Here is a 19,098-nt window from a genome sequence, read left to right as displayed (position 1 = left end):
AGCTAAAAGAAGCAAGCTTAGCCTGCTTCCCCAGTCTCTTTTAATTGCCAAGAGGCTGTAAGGTAAATTTAAAATACTTTGACCAATCCTTTTGATTTCCCAAAGCCAAATCTGAATAGTAGGTCCAAATAGGGAACAAAGGGCGTTTTTCCCCATATTTTACTTCTAAGCTAATTTTTGGGGCTACGTATTTATAATTAGTCAGGTTGTATTGAAAATAATAGGGTGCGAGCTTGGGAAAAATGTTTAAGTTTTGGTACCCTTTTAAATCTTCCGGCCTAACCAATAAGGTATTTTCATTGGGATAGTACATTTTCATCATTCCGGCAAAAGCGTAAAATTTAGTAGGATTTCCTTTTCGGGTAAAATTTTCTGTATCATCCTCTAACACTATAGTTTGTGGAGAAGCAGCCGGAAAATGGGGGTTAGAAAAAAAATACTGCTTAAAAACCTCTTGTTTAACGTAGCCTTTAAAATAATTAAAGTGCAGAAAAATGGTAATAGCCATAAAAGCTGAGACGCTAATTGTGAGGATAATGCGTTTAATTAATTCAGATTTTAGAAGAAACACCGCTGCACAAAAACTTAGCGATGCGCCCAAACCTAATAATAGCTGATGCCTCGACAAATAATCTAAATAAGATGGGTATTTGTTTACCATTAGATAAGGGAATGCACCTATAATAAGCACAAGTAAACCCCAAATAATAAATTTCCAAGGTACGGTAAAGCCAAGTTTTAATTTCTGAAGCTGGCGGTAAAGAATTGCATTTGCGAGAATGAAAAAAATCCACATTTCATAATGTTGGATTGCCTCAATAACTATAGGAACTAAATCTACGACAAAGAGATAGAGAAATACTATTACTCTGTAAGGAATCTCCAGGAGGGATTCTAATTTTACAGTATTATAACCTATGCTTTTGTATTGCATGGAAGGCTGAAAAAAACTAAGTTTAATTATCCAAAAAACAAAAGGTAAAACCAGGAAATCTATGTAAGAGAGTATGCGATGTCCTAAAGATTTAACCAAATCCTGTAATTTTCCATAATTTTTACCGAAAAATAAAATCCAATACTCATGAAACAAAAAGAAAAAAACAGGGAACAAGTAAAAAACTAAAAATGAATTAATTAGAAAAGAGAACAAAAAGAAAAAAAGACCGAGAACACGATGTAAAAGCTTCTTTTTGTTAGTATAACTCAATAAAAAATATGAACCTGCAATAAAAGAAGTTAGACATAGAATATGAGGGAATATAATAATGGTTGCCTTTGCATCGTGTATGGGGAAAGCAGCAAAAATGAGCACTGCAAATGCAAAGTATGATTTTTCATTCGCTTTAAGAGAAACCTCTTTAACAATTCTAAACAGTATAAAAATATTGAGCAATTGGCAAATAAAGGTAAGTGCGTGATAAAGCAAGGGAGAACCCGATAAATGTTTTAAAAATAGGTGGATATAGCCAAACATTAAATTACCATTGCCATAGTATTGGTTCATCAAACCTACTGGATCCATGTTATAAATTGTCCAATCGTCCCAAAACACTCCCGGATTAAACAACATTAAAAAATTACTGATGCCAAAAATGACATAAGCCCATAGTTCCAATTGACTATGCTTATCTTTAGCTGAAATATTATTTTTTATCATAATTTTAAATTATCGCTCTCCCAGATAAATGATGTATCCAATAATACCTACTACTACTTTTATTAAATACATAAGCAATGAAATTAAAATAGCTATGGAAACATCTACACCATATAACATCAATATCCCAGAAAACACCCCTTCTCTAACCCCTAAACCTCCAAAAGAAATTGGCAAAACCGTGGCTATATAAACCAATGGCATAATAAAAATAAACGCTGAAAAAGGAATGCCTAAATTAAAGTATTGATTCAGGATATAGGCTATACTAATATCGCCCATTTGCGCCATTAATGAAATCCCAATTACTTTTATAATAAATGGATAGGTGGTATGAAAATTAAACTTTACTAACAACCATTTAAATAAGGGGATACAACTTAAAATTATTACCGGAGAAGACTTAAAAATCCAAATAGGTAAAAATTCATGAAAGTTTAAACCTTTTGGATAGGTCATAAAAAACAAACTAAAAGAAATAAGAATAAGCAAACCATAAATTCCACATATTCTTTCTAAAAGGGTGACACCCGTAGCAGCTTTTATAGATATACTTTTATTTTTAGATATTCTCTGGGTACGCACCACATCCCCACCAATAGAGCCGGGAAGAAATATATTAAAGAACGCCCCAATCATATAGAAATTGAATAATTTTTTAATTGAAAAAGCAGGAGTCAGGAAATTTGCAATTAAAATTTTCCATCTAAGACTCATTAAGCCTAAAGATAAAAGGGTAATTAAAATGGCGACCAAAAAAGGAGGAAGAACATCTATTTCTATAAGGTAAACCTTACTAAGGTCTATATTAAAAATTAGATATGCAACCAGTCCTATAGACAAAACTATCTTTAAAACAGTTTTATACCCTATCCTCTTCATAGAAAAAGCATTACGAGTTCCTCATAGTTAAAAGTATCCAAATAACTTATTTTAATAAATCTTCTAATTTAGGTTTTTGTTGCTCTCTAAGAATTCTTATCAAATATTCCCCAAGTAGGCCAATCCCAAATAGGTTTAAGCCACCAAAAAAGCTTATTAAAGAGACTGTAGATGCATAACCTGGAAAATCGCTACCAAAAAAAAGTTTTTTAAGGACAATATAAATAATAAAAAGTACCGATGCCAGAAAAACGATAACCCCAATTAAACCCAAAGCCTTAAGGGGCGCCGAGCTATAATGTAGAAGATTATTTAGGGAATGGTTAATTAATTTGCGTAAAGTAAAATTACTTTTCCCAAATTGCCTGCTATTATGCTCAATTTCAATATTTTCAATTTTATCGGTAGTATAAATAATAAGACTGGAGACAGCGGGGGTAGCATTATAATTGTTTACAATGGCTTTAGCCAGACTAAGGGTCATGATTCTAAATGAAGATTTGTAAAGTCCTTTTGGTTTTTTTAAAAAAACGGTATCAATTTTGTTCATTACATAACTCCCAACATTCCTCCAGCGATCGTGTCTTCTATCTTTAAAATTTGGAATAGCAAAAATAGCCTCCAACTTATCTTTTTTATGAAACGCATTAATTAATTTTGGAATTTCCTTTACGGGATGCTGCAAATCGTCATCCATCGTCATGATGTAATCTCCAGATGCTTGCTGTATGCCACATAAAACTGCAAATTGTTGTCCTAAATTCCTCCTTAAGGTGAAGGTGCGCACATTCTCATATTTCTTCTCCAACTGCTCCATGGTCCTCACGGTATCCAGAAAAAAAGGACTATCGTTTACAAAGATAATTTCGAATTTATAATCTTTTTGTTTTTGAAGCTCATTAATTTGGACCGCTATGGTCTCTAAGCTTTGAGTACTTTTATATACAGGAATAATAACAGAATAAAGTGGCATCAATTCAATTTAAGTTGGTTGTAATTTATAATTTGCTCAAAAAACTTTTGCACTATTAAAAGTCTCCAGTAAATTTTCGGCTAAACTATTGGTTTCGGGCAGGGTTGTTTGTGGCTGCAAATCTACTATTTTTGAAGATCTTTCTAAACTCATAGGTTTAAAGGAGGTATTTAAGGAATTAAAGTAATCATCAAATTTAAAACTGCCCCCCACAAGAGTATCGCTCAATTTAATCCAGCCCGAAGGGACTCCATAAGCATGACTTAAAATAACCCCGTGAAGCGAACTGGAAATCGTAAAGTCACAGGATTTTATATCCTGAATAAAATCTTCCATTTTTGAAAAAACGTCAATATATTTTACGTCTGGTTTCTCCTTCCAGTATTTCACAATCTCCAGATCCATTTCTGAATAATGCGGAATAAAACCAATGCGGTATTTTTTTGTTACTTCAGGATTATAAAAAAAGGGAAGTAATATTGCGGGATCACCATAAACCTCTGGCACTTCCAATTGGTGATCCATCAGTTTTTTTCTGGTTAAAGGTCCTCTACAGGCAATTACTTTTTTAGGCACAACCGGCACTTTAGAGGTTGCGCTTTTAAAGCCAGACCCCATTACTACCAGATTTCTAACGGCAGTATTATCTAAAACACTCCCAATAAATGAATAAACTTGAGGAACTCCTACATTGAGTAAATTTTTATAACTCTCAACTTCTTTCCCAAAAACTTTTTCAAACAGGTAAACATTCAATGCATCTCCTATATTTTTGTGGGTAAATTCACCCGCCGAATATTTTAAGGCACATTTATTCCCGTTTAAAAGTATTTTAAGATTATTAATTATTTTTACCATTTACGAATGTGATTTATCTTAGTCCTCTTCAGTTTTTTATTTCTGGAAAATGGGATCATATAATAATCCTATCAACTTTTTTACTGTATGTTTGCTTTTAATCATAAAGTTGAATTCGTTAAGTTAACCAGACCTCACCATCCCGATAGCTATGCAGGATTCGAGACCTTTGAGGTATTTCTTTAGCTAAAAAAAGCTTCGTTGTTCCGCCACTTTATAACAACTCTTCTGCTGCAATGTAAAAGATCATTAGATTTAAGAGGGCGCAAATATAAATTTTTATTGCAACTTTACATCTTCGATAGCGCAAGAATATAGAAATAAAACTAAAATCAATCAGTTAAAAATTAGTACACCCAAACCCTATTCTCTCAGGGCTTTAGGAAATATAAAAAAGCTGCAAGAAAAAGCCTAAATTCGATCTGTTAAGTATTATTTTTTCTGATAAAGATTTTAAATTACGAAAATATGTAGCCACTCTTCTCAAAATAAACTACATCTGGGCAAGCCCACGAGGTATTATAAAGGAGTAATAATTTAATTTCGAGGCAAGCCTCGGAGCTCCCGATAGTTATCGAGATAAATCTCGATTATCGAGTAAACGGAAAAAGTAGAGAAGCCATAGCATAAAAATTACTGAACAACAATAAATTAGAACCCCTGGGGAAAGCCCACGAAGCCGGAAACAAAAAAAATAAAATTCGAGGCAGGTCTCAAGGAATTGAATCCTTTGAAGGGGTTAAAAAGATAATAAATTACAATGTCTAAAATTTTATATGTATTAACACGAGAGGAAATTAATGTTGAAGTTTCGAAAAAAAAATTACAGAATATTTCCAAAAGGATTTCCCCTAACAATATAAGCTCCAAAAAACCGGTAATATATAGCGAGAAGCAACTTATTTATTCCATAATAAATCCCACAAAAACAATTATAAGCAACCGGGGCAACGTCCTATTGGGTGGTTTGTTTAAAGAGAAAGATTGGGAAGATTTTGATGCCACCAACTACGATGGGAATTATTCTATTTTTAGGATAAACACTAAAGAATTGCAAATCTTAACCGATGTTTTGGGCACAAGAACAGTTTGGTACTATAAAAATGATAAGATTTTTATTGCAGCTACTTCCCAACGTGCGATTGTGCAATATCTTGGTGATTTTGAATTTAATGAAGCAGCAATTCCCTGGATGATTTCTTCAGGCTCCCTAGGTCCGGAAGAGGCATGGGACAAAAGAATTCGCAAGTTGCCGGCAGATGGCATTTTACGTTTAGACAGGAAATCCTGGGAGCTAAACATAAATAGGAAACCAGTTATTTTCAATGCCACTAAGAGCTCAAAACAGCGTTTAAAAAAGAAACTTCAAAAAAGCCTTACGGAAACATTTCAATCTCTTTCCTTAGATTTTTCTAACTGGGCTATTAGCCTTTCCGGAGGTTATGACAGCCGGGCTATAATAAACCTTTTAACCTTAAATAGACCTAAAACCCAAAATTTAAAAACGGTAACCTGGGGCGCTTCAGAATACCTGAAGGAAAAAGACAGCGATGCAAGTATTGCAAAAAGAATAGCGAAAACTCTTGCTTTAAACCATTCTTTTTATGATACAAGTACTAATACTTCTTCTAAAAATTTTAAAAATATAATTGAATTATTTCTCTTAAACGGGGAAGGCAGAAATGATCATATCCCAGCATATATGGATGGCTTTAAAATCTGGAAAACACTTTATGAAAATGAGGTACAGGGTGTGGTGAGGGGAGATGAAGTTTTTGGGTATAATAAAATTTATTCAGCCATTACGGTAAAAGATTTTATTGGGATAACCTTATGTTCAGATTTTTCTAACTTATCCAAATATAGATATATCACTAAGTTAAAACAAAAGCTTCCCAGGGAATATTTGAGGTTAGAGTCTGAGAGTTTAAATACCTGGAAGGATAGGTTATTCCATCTCCACAGGATTCCTACAGTACAAGCTTCTTTAGCCGATTTAAAATATGGTTTTGTCGAACAAATCAATCCGTTTCTTTCCAGGGAAATCGTGTATCAGGTTAGGGATTTACCGGATAATCTAAGAAGGGACAAAAAATTATTCCGGGAAATTGTTGAACCCCTGGGACCTCGCATACCATATTCTAATCCTACTGCTTCGCAAACACCGTTTGTACAGCTTTTGCGCAGAGAAGATATAGTTGCAGAGATAAAAAGAGGATTAAATTCGAAAAATGCAGAATTGATTTTCCCTAAAAATTTCCTGGATGAAATCTTAGGGAATATGAAGTCATCAAATAACAAAGCACTTAAAACTACCTCCCCGCTTTCTAAATTTAAGAACTTAATCCCAAGTTCCATTAAAAAAAGAATAGCTCAGAGAAATGATTCTTTAATCATGGATGATAATTTACTGGCTTTTAGAATTTATATAATTATTAATATGAATAAAATATTAGAAAATGATGCTTCCGTTTTTAAGAGCTGAAAAACGGTTTCTTCTATAAATGGCTCCATGTTTTTTACTGAACTCATTTAAACTTTTTGAATTGTAGCGAAAATTAGACATATTTTGCCCAATTCAAGATTTTCTTCAGTTGCATAGTCCCAAACTGCGGGGCTACTGAACGAAAAAAAGATAAAAAATGAATAAAAAACGCAGTTTTTCAGCCCACTGAGAAAGTTTAAACGAGTTCTTTAAGTAAGCGTGGATTAATTTGAAAAGGCGTATTTAAGGAAATTTTGTTCAAAGCTTATTTTCCAATTCGTAGCCAAATTTTAAAAGCTTTTTGCCTGCATATTCTTCAAAACTTTTAATTTGATTGCTGTTTAGTTGATCTTTATACTTGGAAATGTTGGAAACATCAGGCTTTTCCAGTGTTTTCTTTTTCCAATCCATTAACTGGGAGGGTTCCAACCTCTTATTTCGGTTTAATTCAGCATAATTCAGCATTCCTGCATCAAAAGGAAGAGATAAAAAGTCACAAATCTTCAGCAGCTCCTTTTCGGGATCAATTAACAAATCTTCAAAACGAAGACTAATGGAATTTTCTTTCTTATTCTCAAAAAACTCTAAAACCCTGGTATTATTTCTTGTCCATTCTTCAGCAATTTCCTGAATATCATTTGATAATTGGGGCTTATAGAGAGAGGTGGTTTTTATTTCATCTATCTTTAAATAGGAGCAGGCAACATCTCTTCCATCCCGAATAATCAGCACATATTTGGCATCTGGAAAAAGCGTTTCCAACAAATCTAAATGTTTTAAATAGTAATTATTCTTATCACCAAAATACCGCGGAGTACTATTTCTTGTTTGTAAAGAAAATTGTTTCATAACCACCAAACATAAATCTGAATAGGTGGCTGGTTTTTCTGTAAAAATTAACTCCTCCAAGGATTGGTAATCCAAATTCCAGGTCTCTATTTTTTTTGAAGTTGCAAGGTCGTTTAAATAAGATTTAATACTGGTTGTAGATTGAGCATCTGCTAAAGACCAATTTTTATATTTCTCATGCCACCACTGAATAAAACCACACTCGGGGGGAATCGAGATGAGTTCATGACTGGTAAGCATAATTCTAAATAATGATGTTCCAGAACGGGGATTACCAAGAATAAATAAAGGTTGGGCAGCTGTCATAAGTTATTCATTAATTTTGCAATTCTCATTACTGTTTTTTCTTCAATTTCTGCAAATAATGGCAGGCATAGAATTCTTGAAGCGATAGATTCAGAAATTTCTTTCTTTTTAGATGCTACATAATTTAATTTATTTAGCGACGGGTAAAAATACCTACGTGGATAAATTTGCTCCTTGTTTAGGATTTCCACCTTTTCAAGTAGCGCATTTTCATGCTCTAAAATAATGGGATAATAGCTATAGTTCCACTCGGTATGTTCTCTTATTTTTAATTTCTGAAACTGGGCGGGATCCAAATACTTATTGTACCAGTCAACAATTTTTTTTCTCTTCTTTATTATTTCATCTATATAAGGAAAAACCGAAAGCCCCATCGCAGCCTGAAGCTCGCTCATTTTTGCATTAATGCCAACCCCATGGAAATCTATAGGGCCGTTGTGTCCAAATTTATGGCTGTAAAAAAGCCTATGGTTTAAATCTTTGTCATTACAAATAAATGCCCCCCCTTCTGCTGTATGAAATAGCTTTGTGGCGTGAAAACTACAAGTGCTAACGTCCCCATGGTTAAAAATGGATTCGTTTTTATACTTAACGCCAAAGCAATGAGCGGCATCGTAAATAACTTTTAAATTATGCTTATTGGCTATATTTTCAATTATCTCTACGTTACACGGGTTACCAAATACATGGGTGGCCAATATGGCTGTGGTTTTTGAAGTAATGGCAGCCTCGATTAAATTTTCATCAATAGTAAGATATTCAGGATGAATATCAACAAAAACAGGTTTACAATGTTCCCATACAATGGCAGATGCAGTTGCAACATAACTAAAGGGAGTAGTAATTACTTCTCCCTGGTTGGCCATAATATTCAATGCCATTTGAATTGGTAACGTCCCGTTTGTGGTTAAGGTTATATTAGAAATATGTAAATAATCCTTAAGCCGGTGTTCCAGCTCCTCCACAAGTTCTCCACGATTAGTAAGCCACTGGTTATCCCATATTCTTTGTAAGTGCTTTTGATATTCGTCTATAGGAGGAAAAAAAGCTTTTGTAACTGGAACCATACTTTTCTTTGCATCAAACGATTGCATTAACTATCTCTTTTAAATAAACACCATACTTAGATTTTCCATATTTATTGGCCAGCCTTTCCAAGTCTTCTTTTCCAATAAATTTTCTTTGATAAGCAACTTCTTCAATACAACCTATCATAGTACTCTGTCTATTTTGTAATACCCTAATAAATTCTGTCGCATCATCTAAGGATTCTACGGTACCTGTATCAAACCAACTCATTCCTCTTGTCATAACTCCAACTTCCAATTTGCCCCGCTCCAAATACATATTATTTATACTCGAAATTTCTTTCTCGCCCCTTTTTGAAGGCTCTACTTTTTTAGCGTACTCTACTACATCATTGTCATAGAAATAGAGACCCGGTACCGCATATTTAGATTTTGGTTGCTTTGGTTTTTCTTCAATATTTATTGCTTTTTTATTTTCGTTAAAGGCAACCACACCATACCTTTCGGGGTCTTTTACGGGATAGGCGAAAACAGTAGCTCCATCTACCTGTGTTTTACTTCTTAGTAAATTTCCAAGGCCATTCCCATAAAAAATATTGTCACCAAGTACCAAGGCTACTTTATCCTTTCCTATAAATTTTTCCCCAATTATAAATGCTTCGGCCAATCCGTTAGGTTTATCCTGTACTTTATAAGTGAAATTACACCCAATTTGAGAACCATCACCTAATAATTTTTTAAACGCAAGTTGATCGTGCGGAGTGGTAATAATGAGAATTTCCCGAATATCTGCCAGTAATAGCACCGATAACGGGTAATAAATCATCGGTTTATCATAAACGGGCAACATTTGTTTACTCACAGCAATTGTTAAAGGGTGTAATCTTGTTCCAGAGCCTCCCGCCAAAACTATTCCTTTCATAAGTTTATTGCTTTAATTTTAATAATAATAGGATTTAAACCAGGTTAAGAATTTACTAATCCCCTCACTAATCGAAGTATTAGGGTTATAATCTAAATCATTTTTCAAATTAGTGCAATCGGCCCAGGTTTCAAATACATCTCCCGGCTGCATCGGCATCATTTTTTTCTTTGCGGGAATGTTCAATTGTTTTTCAATTTCTGAAATAAAATCCAATAGCTTAACCGGGTTGCCGTTACCAATATTATAAATTTTATACTTTTCATCGTTTACCGAATCTTTTTCGCCGGCTTTATAAACCCCTTCAACAATATCATCTATATAAGTGAAATCCCTGGATAATTTCCCCCTATTAAAAGTTTTGATTTCCTTCCCTTCCATAATGGCTTTCACAAACAAGAACATCGCCATATCTGGCCTGCCCCAGGGTCCATAGACGGTGAAAAACCGTAAACCTGTAGTTTTGAACCCATATAAGTGACTATACGTATAGGCCATAAGCTCATTGCTCTTTTTTGTAGCGGCATACAAACTTATAGGATGATCTACCACATCATTCTCTGCAAACGGAACTTTTTTATTTTGACCATATACACTCGAACTACTTGCAAATATCAAATGTTGAATATCATAGTTTCTACAACACTCTAAAAGGTTGGAAAAACCAACAATATTACTATCAATATAAGCTGTAGGATTTTCTAAACTATAACGAACCCCAACCTGGGCAGCCAAATTATAAACCTTCTCAAATTTCTCTTCCTCAAATAAACCGGGTAAGCTTTCCCGGTCTTCCAGATTCATTCTTATAAATTTGAAATTTTTATATTTTTTACTTTGTACAAATTCCTGAAACTTTTGTGCAGCCCCCCTTTTTATACCCAGCTCTGCAAGTCTGTCATATTTCAAATCGATATCATAATACTTATTAATATTGTCCAGCCCAACTACTTCAAAGCCTTTATTCAATAATTTAATACATAAATGAAATCCTATAAATCCTGCTGCCCCTGTAACCAGAATTTTCATATTATATTTATTTTAATTTTAATTTTTTTAGTATATCCGTTTTCATTCATAATATTAAGTAAGCCCTATTAACTCAGACCTCACAGGTTTTTAAAACCTGTGAGGTCTTAGAGTTTCCATCTATTTTAATCTTTAAGCGTAGGTATTAGTTAGATGGTGAGAATTTATATCAATTAATCAAACCCTGAAACTTCAAACAATCATTCCTGCCGCCACGGTTTCATTAGTATTTTCATCAATTAGAATAATGCTACCGGTATTTCTGTTATCGCGGTAGGAATCTAACATCAATCTATGAGTAGCTCTAATTTTAATTCTCGCAATGTCGTTCATATTAAGAGTTTTGTCCTCCATATTTCTATTGTAAGAATCGATATCTATTTTATATATCACTTCCTTTATCATGGCCCGTTGCTCGTTGGTGGCTTGCATAATAGTGTATTTAGCCCTGGGTTTGGCCGGCTCATTGCTTAGCCAACACAACATAACATCAAACTCCTGTTCGGTTTCAGGTTGGTTGTTTTTCTTTACAATCATATCCCCTCTTCCAATATCAATATCGTTCTCAAGGGTTATCGCTATAGACATGGGAGCGTATGCCTCCATTATTTCTTCCTCTCCTTTTACTATGGTTTTAATCTTAGAAGTAAACCCAGATGGTAATACTGCAACTTCATCACCTACCCTGTAAATACCACTAGCTATCCTGCCTGCATACCCCCTAAAGTCAAGATGTTTACCGTTTTGAGGTCTTAATACGGTTTGAACGGGAAAACGGGCATCTATTTTATTGATGTCACTACTTATATGAAGTGTTTCCAGAATGTTCAACAAGGTGCCACCTTGATACCAATCTAAATTAGAAGAACGGTTTACAACATTATCGCCCAAAAGCGCACTTATAGGAATATAACGTACATCTTTTATTAATAATTTAGAAGAAAAACTTTCAAATTCGGTAATAATCTGATTGAAACGTTCCTCTGCAAAATCTACCAGATCCATTTTATTGATACAAACAATTAAATGCGGAATATTCAATAAAGAAGCAATAAAAGAGTGCCGTTTAGTTTGTTCAATAACTCCATGACGTGCATCAATTAGAATAACCGCCGCATTGGCAGTAGATGCACCAGTCACCATATTACGGGTATATTGAATATGTCCTGGGGTATCTGCGATAATAAATTTACGCTTTGGGGTAGTAAAATAACGATAAGCTACATCTATTGTAATACCTTGCTCCCTCTCGTCTCTTAAGCCATCTGTAAACAATGCTAAATCTAAGTTATCATGTCCTTTTTTAGCACTGGTATCACTAACAGACTGCAATTGATCTTCAAAAATAGATTTAGAATCGTAGAGCAGTCTTCCAATTAAGGTACTCTTCCCATCATCTACGCTTCCCGCCGTTGTAAATCTTAGTAGTTGGTTGTTGTTTATCTCCATCTTCTCCCTAATTGTCGCGAATTTCGAAACCGAATTATCGCGAATGTTTTGTATTTATAATTCTTTTATATTCTAAGGAACCTTTTCCAAAATTAATAAGTATTCCCAGCTCTATTTTAGTTGCCGTTAAATAATTCTTTAATTGAGCAAAATATTGCGCAGGCATATGGCTTACTGTTTTAATTTCAACAATAATTTTATCGTAACAAATAAAATCGGCACGAAAATATTTGTTCATTTTTTCATTGTCGTAATATATCTCTAACTTTTTCTGACGCTCAAACGGAATAGACAATTTCATGAACTCTTTTTCCAAAGCCTCTTCGTAAACCGTTTCAATAAAACCAGGCCCAAGATTAGAATGTACTTTCATACAAGCTCCAATAATTTGGTAACTTTCTTCTTTAAACAGTATTTTATTCTCAACCCCCATTCGCGTTAAATTCGCACCCAATTCGTAGAAATTCGCATTCTAAAAATACCCCTGCTTCTTCCGGTCTTCCATTGCACTTTCAGAGCGTTTATCGTCTGAGCGATCTCCCCTTTCGGTCTTTCTCATCCCGGAAACTTCGATTGCGATTTTTTCCAGCGTATCTGCTTCAGATTCAATCCCGCCGGTAATGGTGATATCACCCAGGGTTCTAAACCTAATTTTCTTTAAAACCACTTCTTCCTCTTCTTCCAGCTTTAAATATTTAGAATTCGGAATCCAGGATTTATTTCTGAAAACCACTTCCCGCTCGTGGGCAAAATATAAAGAAGGAATTGCAATATTTTCTCTTTTTATATAATTCCAAACATCCATTTCTGTCCAGTTACTAATTGGGAAAGCCCTAAAATGTTCGCCCTCAAAATGTTTACCATTTAAAAGGTTCCATAATTCTGCACGTTGATTTTTTGGATCCCATTGGCCAAAATCGTCCCTATGTGAGAAAAAGCGTTCTTTAGCCCTGGCCTTTTCCTCATCCCTTCTCCCGCCACCTATGGCACAATCTATTTTATGGTCTTCTATAGCATCCAATAAAGTTGTTATTTGAAGTGAATTTCTGGTTGCATTTTTCCCTTTTTCCTCAGCTACCCTACCTTTGTCTATGGCTTCCTGCACCGAGCCTACTATTAATTGCAGCTTAAGATCTTCAATTAAATTATTTCTGAATTCAATAGTTTCAGGGAAATTGTGACCGGTATCTACATGAAGTAAGGGAAAAGGAATTTTATTGGGATAAAAAGCTTTTTTTGCCAAATGAGTCACTAAAATAGAATCTTTACCTCCCGAAAAAAGGATTACGGGATTTTCAAATTGGGCCCATACTTCGCGTAAAATATAAATTGCTTCAGATTCGAGCTCGTCCAGATAATTTAGGTAGTATTTACTCATTGATTTTTGGTTTCCAATTTATTCGTCAAATATATAATTATTCTATCAGTTGCTGCCTTAATACTCTCCTCTTCTGTTTTAATTTCAATATTCGGGTTCACCGGGTTTTCGTAAGGCGCTGAAATACCGGTAAAATTTTTTATCTCTCCTGCACGTGCTTTTTTATAAAGGCCTTTTACATCCCTTTCCTCACACACCCGAAGGGGCGTATTAATAAAAATTTCTACAAAATCGTCTTCTCCTATAATTTTCTTTAGAAACTCCCTGTCTTTTCTCAACGGGGAGATAAAAGAAGCTATCACCAGCTTACCAGATTCAATACTTAATTTAGCGACCTCGGCAATTCTCCTAAGGTTTTCTTCTCGATTTTTTCTGGAAAAGCCTAAGTCTGCATTAAGCCCTCTGCGAATATTATCACCATCTAAGGAAAAAGTATGGATACGTTTTGCAAATAATTTCTGCTCTACATTATTGGCAATCGTAGATTTTCCAGACCCGGAAAGCCCGGTAAACCACACCACAAAAGATTTATGTCCATTTAGCCGGTTATGGTCTTCCCGGCTAATTTTAAAATTATGTTGAATGATATTCGTACTCACTTTCTGTATTTTATTTTTTTGATTCTTCTTTGTTGCAAGCCGTAATCAAATTTGTACCAGGCCCGTTCGTGGAGATAATATAAAATCATTTTGGTCACTACTTCTACCATTCCAATTTTTAAACCCGTTAATGGGTTTCCCGATATCCACCAGGCCAGCATCATAGTATCCAATGTTCCTACAATACGCCAGGTGATAGTTTTTGCCAAATGCCTTTTTTTGCTATCCCCATTTTTAGTAATACCCGCTTTTACTTTAAACCAGGCTCTTTCATGTAGGTAATATAACAACATTTTGGTAAGAACCTCTGCCAAACCAAGTTTTAAACCGGTAAAGGAGTTCCCTGTGATAAACCAGGACAATAGAATAGTATCTATAGTCCCAATACAACGCCAGGTTATGGTTTTAGCGATATGTCTCTTATAAGTTTTAGCCAATTGCTGAAACTAAAAAACTATTATTTAATAAGTTTTCCCGATTGTACCGCATTTCCTTCCCTGTTTCTTTATCTACAACATTTAGACCAACTGCATTACAAATTGCGTGACCCGCTGCGGTGTCCCACTCCATAGTAGGGGCAAATCTTGGATAAACATCTGCTAAACCTTCTGCAACCAGACAAAACTTCAGCGAGCTTCCCACAGGAACAATTTCAACAGTTTTACTATGAAATTCTTTTAAAGATTTTATATAATTTAAAGTATCATCATTCATATGAGACTTACTGCCAACTACTCTTAAGTTCTTACCTCCCGCCCCCGGTCTAATCACTTCACTATTATTTATGGCTGAATTGAAATTTTCAATATTTGTAATACTGGTTTTATATGCTTTAGCTTTCTCTACATCGGCATAGTACAACACGCCCGTAGCAGGTACATAAATCACCCCCAAAAACGGTGCGCCATTTTTAATTAACGCGATATTAACCGTAAATTCCCCATTTTTTTTAATAAATTCTTTGGTGCCATCTAAAGGATCTACTATCCAGCAGGCATCCCAATTCTTTCGATGTGTGTATGCAATTTGCCTGTTCTCTTCGCTAATTATTTTAATAGCTGTTGGAGCTAAAAATTCCATTATTTTACTATTCGCCTTTGTATCTGCAATCGTTAAAGGAGAAGAGTCATTTTTAATTTCTACGTGAAATTCTTCAGAATTATAAACCTGTAAAATTTCTTCTCCCCCGGCAATTGCCGCCTTAATCGCAATTTCAAGTTCTTTTCTCAATATAAATCTTTTAAATAAATTTCTATCGCTTAAATTCAAAACTTTGGTTTTTCCATTAAGCACTCTTCCAATTAGTAATATGCAGATTTGAACATACCACTAGCTTATAAATAAGATTGGAACCATCTAAACAGCAAATTTACATTTTTTATGATAGTTAAAAAACGACATGTTCCTTTTATAACTTTTCATAATATACAAATGTTAAAAAATAAAGAAGTCGCAGGTATATCTCATACACTTAACTTATTTGCTGCTCTAAATCGTTTGGACAATAGCAAAAAAGAACATACACTTTGCGGTTTTTAGAAGAAAATGAAGATTGGTTTATTTTTTTGCCTTGCCCTCAACTATGTCTGTAATACTATAGAGAAAGGAACGAAAAGAATACGACGATAAACAAAACTCCATTCTAAACCGCTATATTCACGGGATTAATCTCAATGCTACACAACGACTAAGTTACCAACATTTTAGATATCCAAGAATGGGTGCAACTAAGCCGGACTTACCCGCCGAAACATTGTTCTTTATATTGATTCACGAATAATTGCGGCTAAAGAAGACCCCGGACTTATTTCTCCCAGCAGATTAAATTGAAGTTTAACCATACATAGCTACTCCCTAAGGTTTTTATCGCTAATTTTAAAATTTTCGATGGAAAAAAACAACAGCAAATAATTAATACAATTAAGGGCTTAAATATTAATCATCATATGAAAGCTTATTATGTGTTACTCTAAAAATAAAATAAAATAAAGCTACGACATACAGAAATTCAGCAACCAATACTCCCAAAAAAATAAATTCCAATTGCTGTGAGGTTGAGGCAAAATAATAAAATAAAAGAGGAAATATAAGATAACAGATATTTCTTATTAAAGATACAATAAACTGTATTTTATAAGCTTTTAAGGTATTGAATACAGTGAACAGGATAGTGAACATTCTAAAAAATGCTATGAATAAAGCAATTTTAGTGATGCTAATAGCTTCTACGTATTTCGGGAAAAAATTTTCTACTGCATAGGGAATTATAAATATGGAAAATAGGCCAACTAAACCAATTCCCGTAAGCAAACCACTTAATTTTTTACTTGTTTGCCACAATTTTAATTTATTAGCTGTTTTACCAAAATTAAACGTCATATTGGGATATACATACTTAGCTAATGATGCTGGTAAAACGGCAAAGGCTGCCAAAGCAGCATTCGCTGGAGAAGTCAAACCTAAAGCCGTTGTAGATAAAAAATATAAAATAAAGATTTTAGGATAGGTATCTGGAATGCTCCTTAAAAAATCTAGAGAAACCATTGGAAATCCAATTTTTATATTTTCAAAGAAAATATCCTTATTAAACTTACTTGCAACCTTAATAGGTCGGAAATAAATTAAAAGACTTGTCGAAAATATACTGTGTAAAAGTAAAATAATCATATACCCGTTAAATCCATAATAGTATATTAATGGAAGTAATAGAATTTCGAAAATCGATGCTACAAAATAAACTTTCGCAAGATTAGCAAAACTCTTGGAAGACCTGTAAGTAGATGATAGGTAATTATCTACAAACATAGTGGCGATAAAAATGCCGGCCGTTATATAAATTAATTTTTCATTAATGCCTTCCGCTAAAAAAAAGGTTAGTGCTACAGCTATAATTGCACAAGTCAAGGTGTAGAGTGTTGTAACAAACTGGGCATTAGAAGCATATTGTCTTACTCTGTAGTCATTCTTTTGGCCCAATAAAAATGGAATTTGTCTTCCAAGACCTTGTGTTAACCCAAGTTGTAGAAACGCCACATAAGGTTTTATTAATAATGCAGCCTGCCACATACCCAGTTTTTCGGGACCAATTAATTTTATGGCTATTATACTTACAGCCATTGTAGTAAAAGTTTTGAATAAAGAACCTCCAGTAAAACTAAGGGCGGTCGCTGGTATCTTTGTACCAAAAAAATTCATATACCTAAATAGTTAAATTCTAATTATAGATTTCAATGCCAATACATTGCTAAGATTCTAAACTTTCTATTTAAAGTTTTTCCAGAAGGTTTTTCTGAACAAAACTCTAATCTTCTTTTTTTAGATAATTTATTAAGTTTTTTTTACTTGTAAAATATCAAAATTGGAGCTTTTCATACGCTCAAAATTATCTATTAAAGGAGGATAAATACTTTTAAAAGATGAATTATCAGGTATACCGTCCTCTTCTAAAGGGAAATAAGAAAAATTAATTTGTGGATAAACCTGGGGTAAATTTATTAAAATTGAAGAAGCATAAGAAAGTATATAACCCGGTAATACCTTTTCCTGTCGCAATCTCTCTTCAAACGAAATAGTGTCCTTAACAACTTTACCAAAATAATCGTATTTTTCTAAAAACCTATCTTTTTCACCTCTATGAGCAAAGTAAGTAATCTGGGCATCGGGAAAAATATTCTTTATAGTCGTTAAATATGATAAATGATGATTAAGTTTTAAGTAGTTTAGCTCAACAAGTGGAGACCCAATAAAATATACTTTTTTTGAATTTACCTGCGAACTTTTTGATGCTTCAAAATTAAATATTTCGATAGAATCATATTGCGCTACAGGAACTTTTATAGGACTGTAAAAGTGTAAATTGTTAATCTTCGTAGTACCTAAAAAAGATTTTATCAGGAAATTAATATGAGAAAAATTAATAATCTTCGAAGTTTCCCTAAGCTCAATTGTTTTAAAAATTGCAGTCCCGTCGTTAATTAAAATAATTTGATTCGTATGAAATTGTTTGAGAATATAATGTTGCTGCCATGATAAATAATTAGAAATAAAAATTTTTTCAATATTATTACCAAAATGACCTTTTAAACCTCTTACATTCTTAATAAAGGAAATTGTCTTTAAGAAGCCTTTGGGGAATTTTTGATTTTGATTATTAGCTATAATTTTAATACTCTTAAAATCTCTATCTTTTTTAATTTCATCGATAAATTCTTGATGTCCCTTTGAAAATTTATTAAGGAATATTAGATGATTTTCTCCTTCTTTATGTGTTCTAATATAATTTTTAGCATTTATGTAATGAATATTATTAGATAGTATAAATAACCTTTTTTCCTTTAAAATTTTCATATACTAAATATTTTTTAACAAATAAAAAAAGCTTTTACTAAATTCATTTAGACTTTTCACTTTGAAGCCAAAATCAGTGATTTGTGATCATTTGAAGACTCTTCTAACCTGCAAAGCACCACTTTGGAAGGATAAAAAGATAAAAAATGGGCGTAATAAGAGAAATTTTTCGGCTGATGGAGAAAGTTTAAACGAGTTCACTGTTACAATTAATTCAAAACCATTATAAGAAGAAGATTAGAGGCTTAATAAATTTATATGTAAAATTCAGACCGTTCTCATAAAATAAAATCCACTAAAACCATTCTAATTCACGGTCTCCGATTATTCTGGAAG

General features: G+C 33.5%; 17 protein-coding genes. 1 reads left to right on the top strand and 16 read right to left on the bottom strand.

The genetic code is table 11. The annotated features are described in order from the left end of the window. Positions 1-40 precede the first annotated feature (40 nt). The 4 genes from BUA71_RS07015 to BUA71_RS07000 are packed head-to-tail and all read right to left on the bottom strand — an operon-like array spanning position 41 to position 4,370. Positions 41-1,657: a hypothetical protein gene (locus BUA71_RS07015; RefSeq protein WP_072878113.1), complete on the bottom strand. Its 1,617-nt coding sequence runs from the start codon at positions 1,655-1,657 to the stop codon at positions 41-43. 9 nt (positions 1,658-1,666) lie between these two features. After that, positions 1,667-2,539 carry a lysylphosphatidylglycerol synthase transmembrane domain-containing protein gene (locus BUA71_RS07010; protein WP_072878111.1) on the bottom strand — a complete coding sequence of 291 codons (873 nt, stop codon included), beginning with the start codon at positions 2,537-2,539 and terminating at the stop codon, positions 1,667-1,669. A 46-nt stretch (positions 2,540-2,585) separates the two neighbouring features. After that, positions 2,586-3,512: a glycosyltransferase gene (locus tag BUA71_RS07005; protein WP_072878109.1), complete on the bottom strand. Its 927-nt coding sequence runs from the start codon at positions 3,510-3,512 to the stop codon at positions 2,586-2,588. A 36-nt stretch (positions 3,513-3,548) separates the two neighbouring features. Continuing rightward, positions 3,549-4,370: a polysaccharide pyruvyl transferase family protein gene (locus tag BUA71_RS07000; RefSeq protein ID WP_072878107.1), complete on the bottom strand. Its 822-nt coding sequence runs from the start codon at positions 4,368-4,370 to the stop codon at positions 3,549-3,551. Positions 4,371-5,130: 760 nt separating this feature from the next. On the opposite strand from BUA71_RS07000, the gene BUA71_RS06995 reads away from it, so the two are divergent. Further along, the gene (locus BUA71_RS06995; protein WP_072878105.1) at positions 5,131-6,855 is read left to right on the top strand and encodes an asparagine synthase-related protein; all 1,725 of its coding nucleotides are present in this window, start codon (positions 5,131-5,133) and stop codon (positions 6,853-6,855) included. A 258-nt stretch (positions 6,856-7,113) separates the two neighbouring features. Here BUA71_RS06995 and BUA71_RS06990 read toward each other — a convergent pair whose 3' ends face one another. From BUA71_RS06990 to BUA71_RS06935, 12 genes are all read right to left on the bottom strand, one after another. Continuing rightward, positions 7,114-8,010, bottom strand: a complete 897-nt coding sequence (locus BUA71_RS06990; RefSeq protein WP_072878103.1) for a sulfotransferase family protein — start codon at positions 8,008-8,010, stop codon at positions 7,114-7,116. Further along, the gene (locus BUA71_RS06985) at positions 8,007-9,077 is read right to left on the bottom strand and encodes a DegT/DnrJ/EryC1/StrS family aminotransferase (protein WP_072878412.1); all 1,071 of its coding nucleotides are present in this window, start codon (positions 9,075-9,077) and stop codon (positions 8,007-8,009) included. The genes BUA71_RS06990 and BUA71_RS06985 overlap by 4 nt, the downstream gene beginning before the upstream one ends. A gap of 13 nt (positions 9,078-9,090) precedes the next feature. After that, the gene (rfbA, locus tag BUA71_RS06980; RefSeq protein WP_072878101.1) at positions 9,091-9,960 is read right to left on the bottom strand and encodes a glucose-1-phosphate thymidylyltransferase RfbA; all 870 of its coding nucleotides are present in this window, start codon (positions 9,958-9,960) and stop codon (positions 9,091-9,093) included. A gap of 18 nt (positions 9,961-9,978) precedes the next feature. Next, entirely contained in the window at positions 9,979-10,989 is a 1,011-nt protein-coding gene (locus tag BUA71_RS06975) for an NAD-dependent epimerase (RefSeq protein WP_072878099.1), read from the bottom strand. Between the two features lie 192 nt (positions 10,990-11,181). Beyond that, a complete protein-coding gene (locus BUA71_RS06970; protein WP_072878097.1) occupies positions 11,182-12,438 on the bottom strand; it encodes a sulfate adenylyltransferase subunit 1 in 1,257 nt (418 codons plus the stop codon). Positions 12,439-12,472: 34 nt separating this feature from the next. Further along, positions 12,473-12,871, bottom strand: a complete 399-nt coding sequence (locus BUA71_RS06965; RefSeq protein ID WP_072878095.1) for a GxxExxY protein — start codon at positions 12,869-12,871, stop codon at positions 12,473-12,475. Between the two features lie 39 nt (positions 12,872-12,910). Then, positions 12,911-13,816 carry a sulfate adenylyltransferase subunit CysD gene (cysD, locus tag BUA71_RS06960; RefSeq protein WP_072878093.1) on the bottom strand — a complete coding sequence of 302 codons (906 nt, stop codon included), beginning with the start codon at positions 13,814-13,816 and terminating at the stop codon, positions 12,911-12,913. Then, a complete protein-coding gene (gene cysC, locus BUA71_RS06955) occupies positions 13,813-14,415 on the bottom strand; it encodes an adenylyl-sulfate kinase (RefSeq protein WP_072878091.1) in 603 nt (200 codons plus the stop codon). Before cysC ends, cysD begins: the two co-directional genes overlap by 4 nt. Next, on the bottom strand, positions 14,412-14,852 hold the full coding sequence (locus BUA71_RS06950; protein WP_072878089.1) for a DUF2061 domain-containing protein: 441 nt from the start codon (positions 14,850-14,852) through the stop codon (positions 14,412-14,414). The genes cysC and BUA71_RS06950 overlap by 4 nt, the downstream gene beginning before the upstream one ends. After that, entirely contained in the window at positions 14,845-15,645 is an 801-nt protein-coding gene (gene cysQ, locus BUA71_RS06945) for a 3'(2'),5'-bisphosphate nucleotidase CysQ (RefSeq protein ID WP_072878410.1), read from the bottom strand. Before cysQ ends, BUA71_RS06950 begins: the two co-directional genes overlap by 8 nt. 705 nt (positions 15,646-16,350) lie before the next feature. After that, the gene (locus BUA71_RS06940) at positions 16,351-17,532 is read right to left on the bottom strand and encodes a polysaccharide biosynthesis protein (RefSeq protein ID WP_139277072.1); all 1,182 of its coding nucleotides are present in this window, start codon (positions 17,530-17,532) and stop codon (positions 16,351-16,353) included. Between the two features lie 210 nt (positions 17,533-17,742). After that, the gene (locus BUA71_RS06935) at positions 17,743-18,762 is read right to left on the bottom strand and encodes a hypothetical protein (protein ID WP_072878085.1); all 1,020 of its coding nucleotides are present in this window, start codon (positions 18,760-18,762) and stop codon (positions 17,743-17,745) included. Between the last annotated feature and the right edge of the window lie 336 nt (positions 18,763-19,098).

The sequence above is a fragment of the Salegentibacter echinorum genome, assembly GCF_900129445.1.
GTDB lineage: Bacteria > Bacteroidota > Bacteroidia > Flavobacteriales > Flavobacteriaceae > Salegentibacter > Salegentibacter echinorum.
The sequence above is the reverse complement of the archived record's forward strand: the minus strand, read 5'-3'. Positions and strand labels throughout refer to the sequence as shown.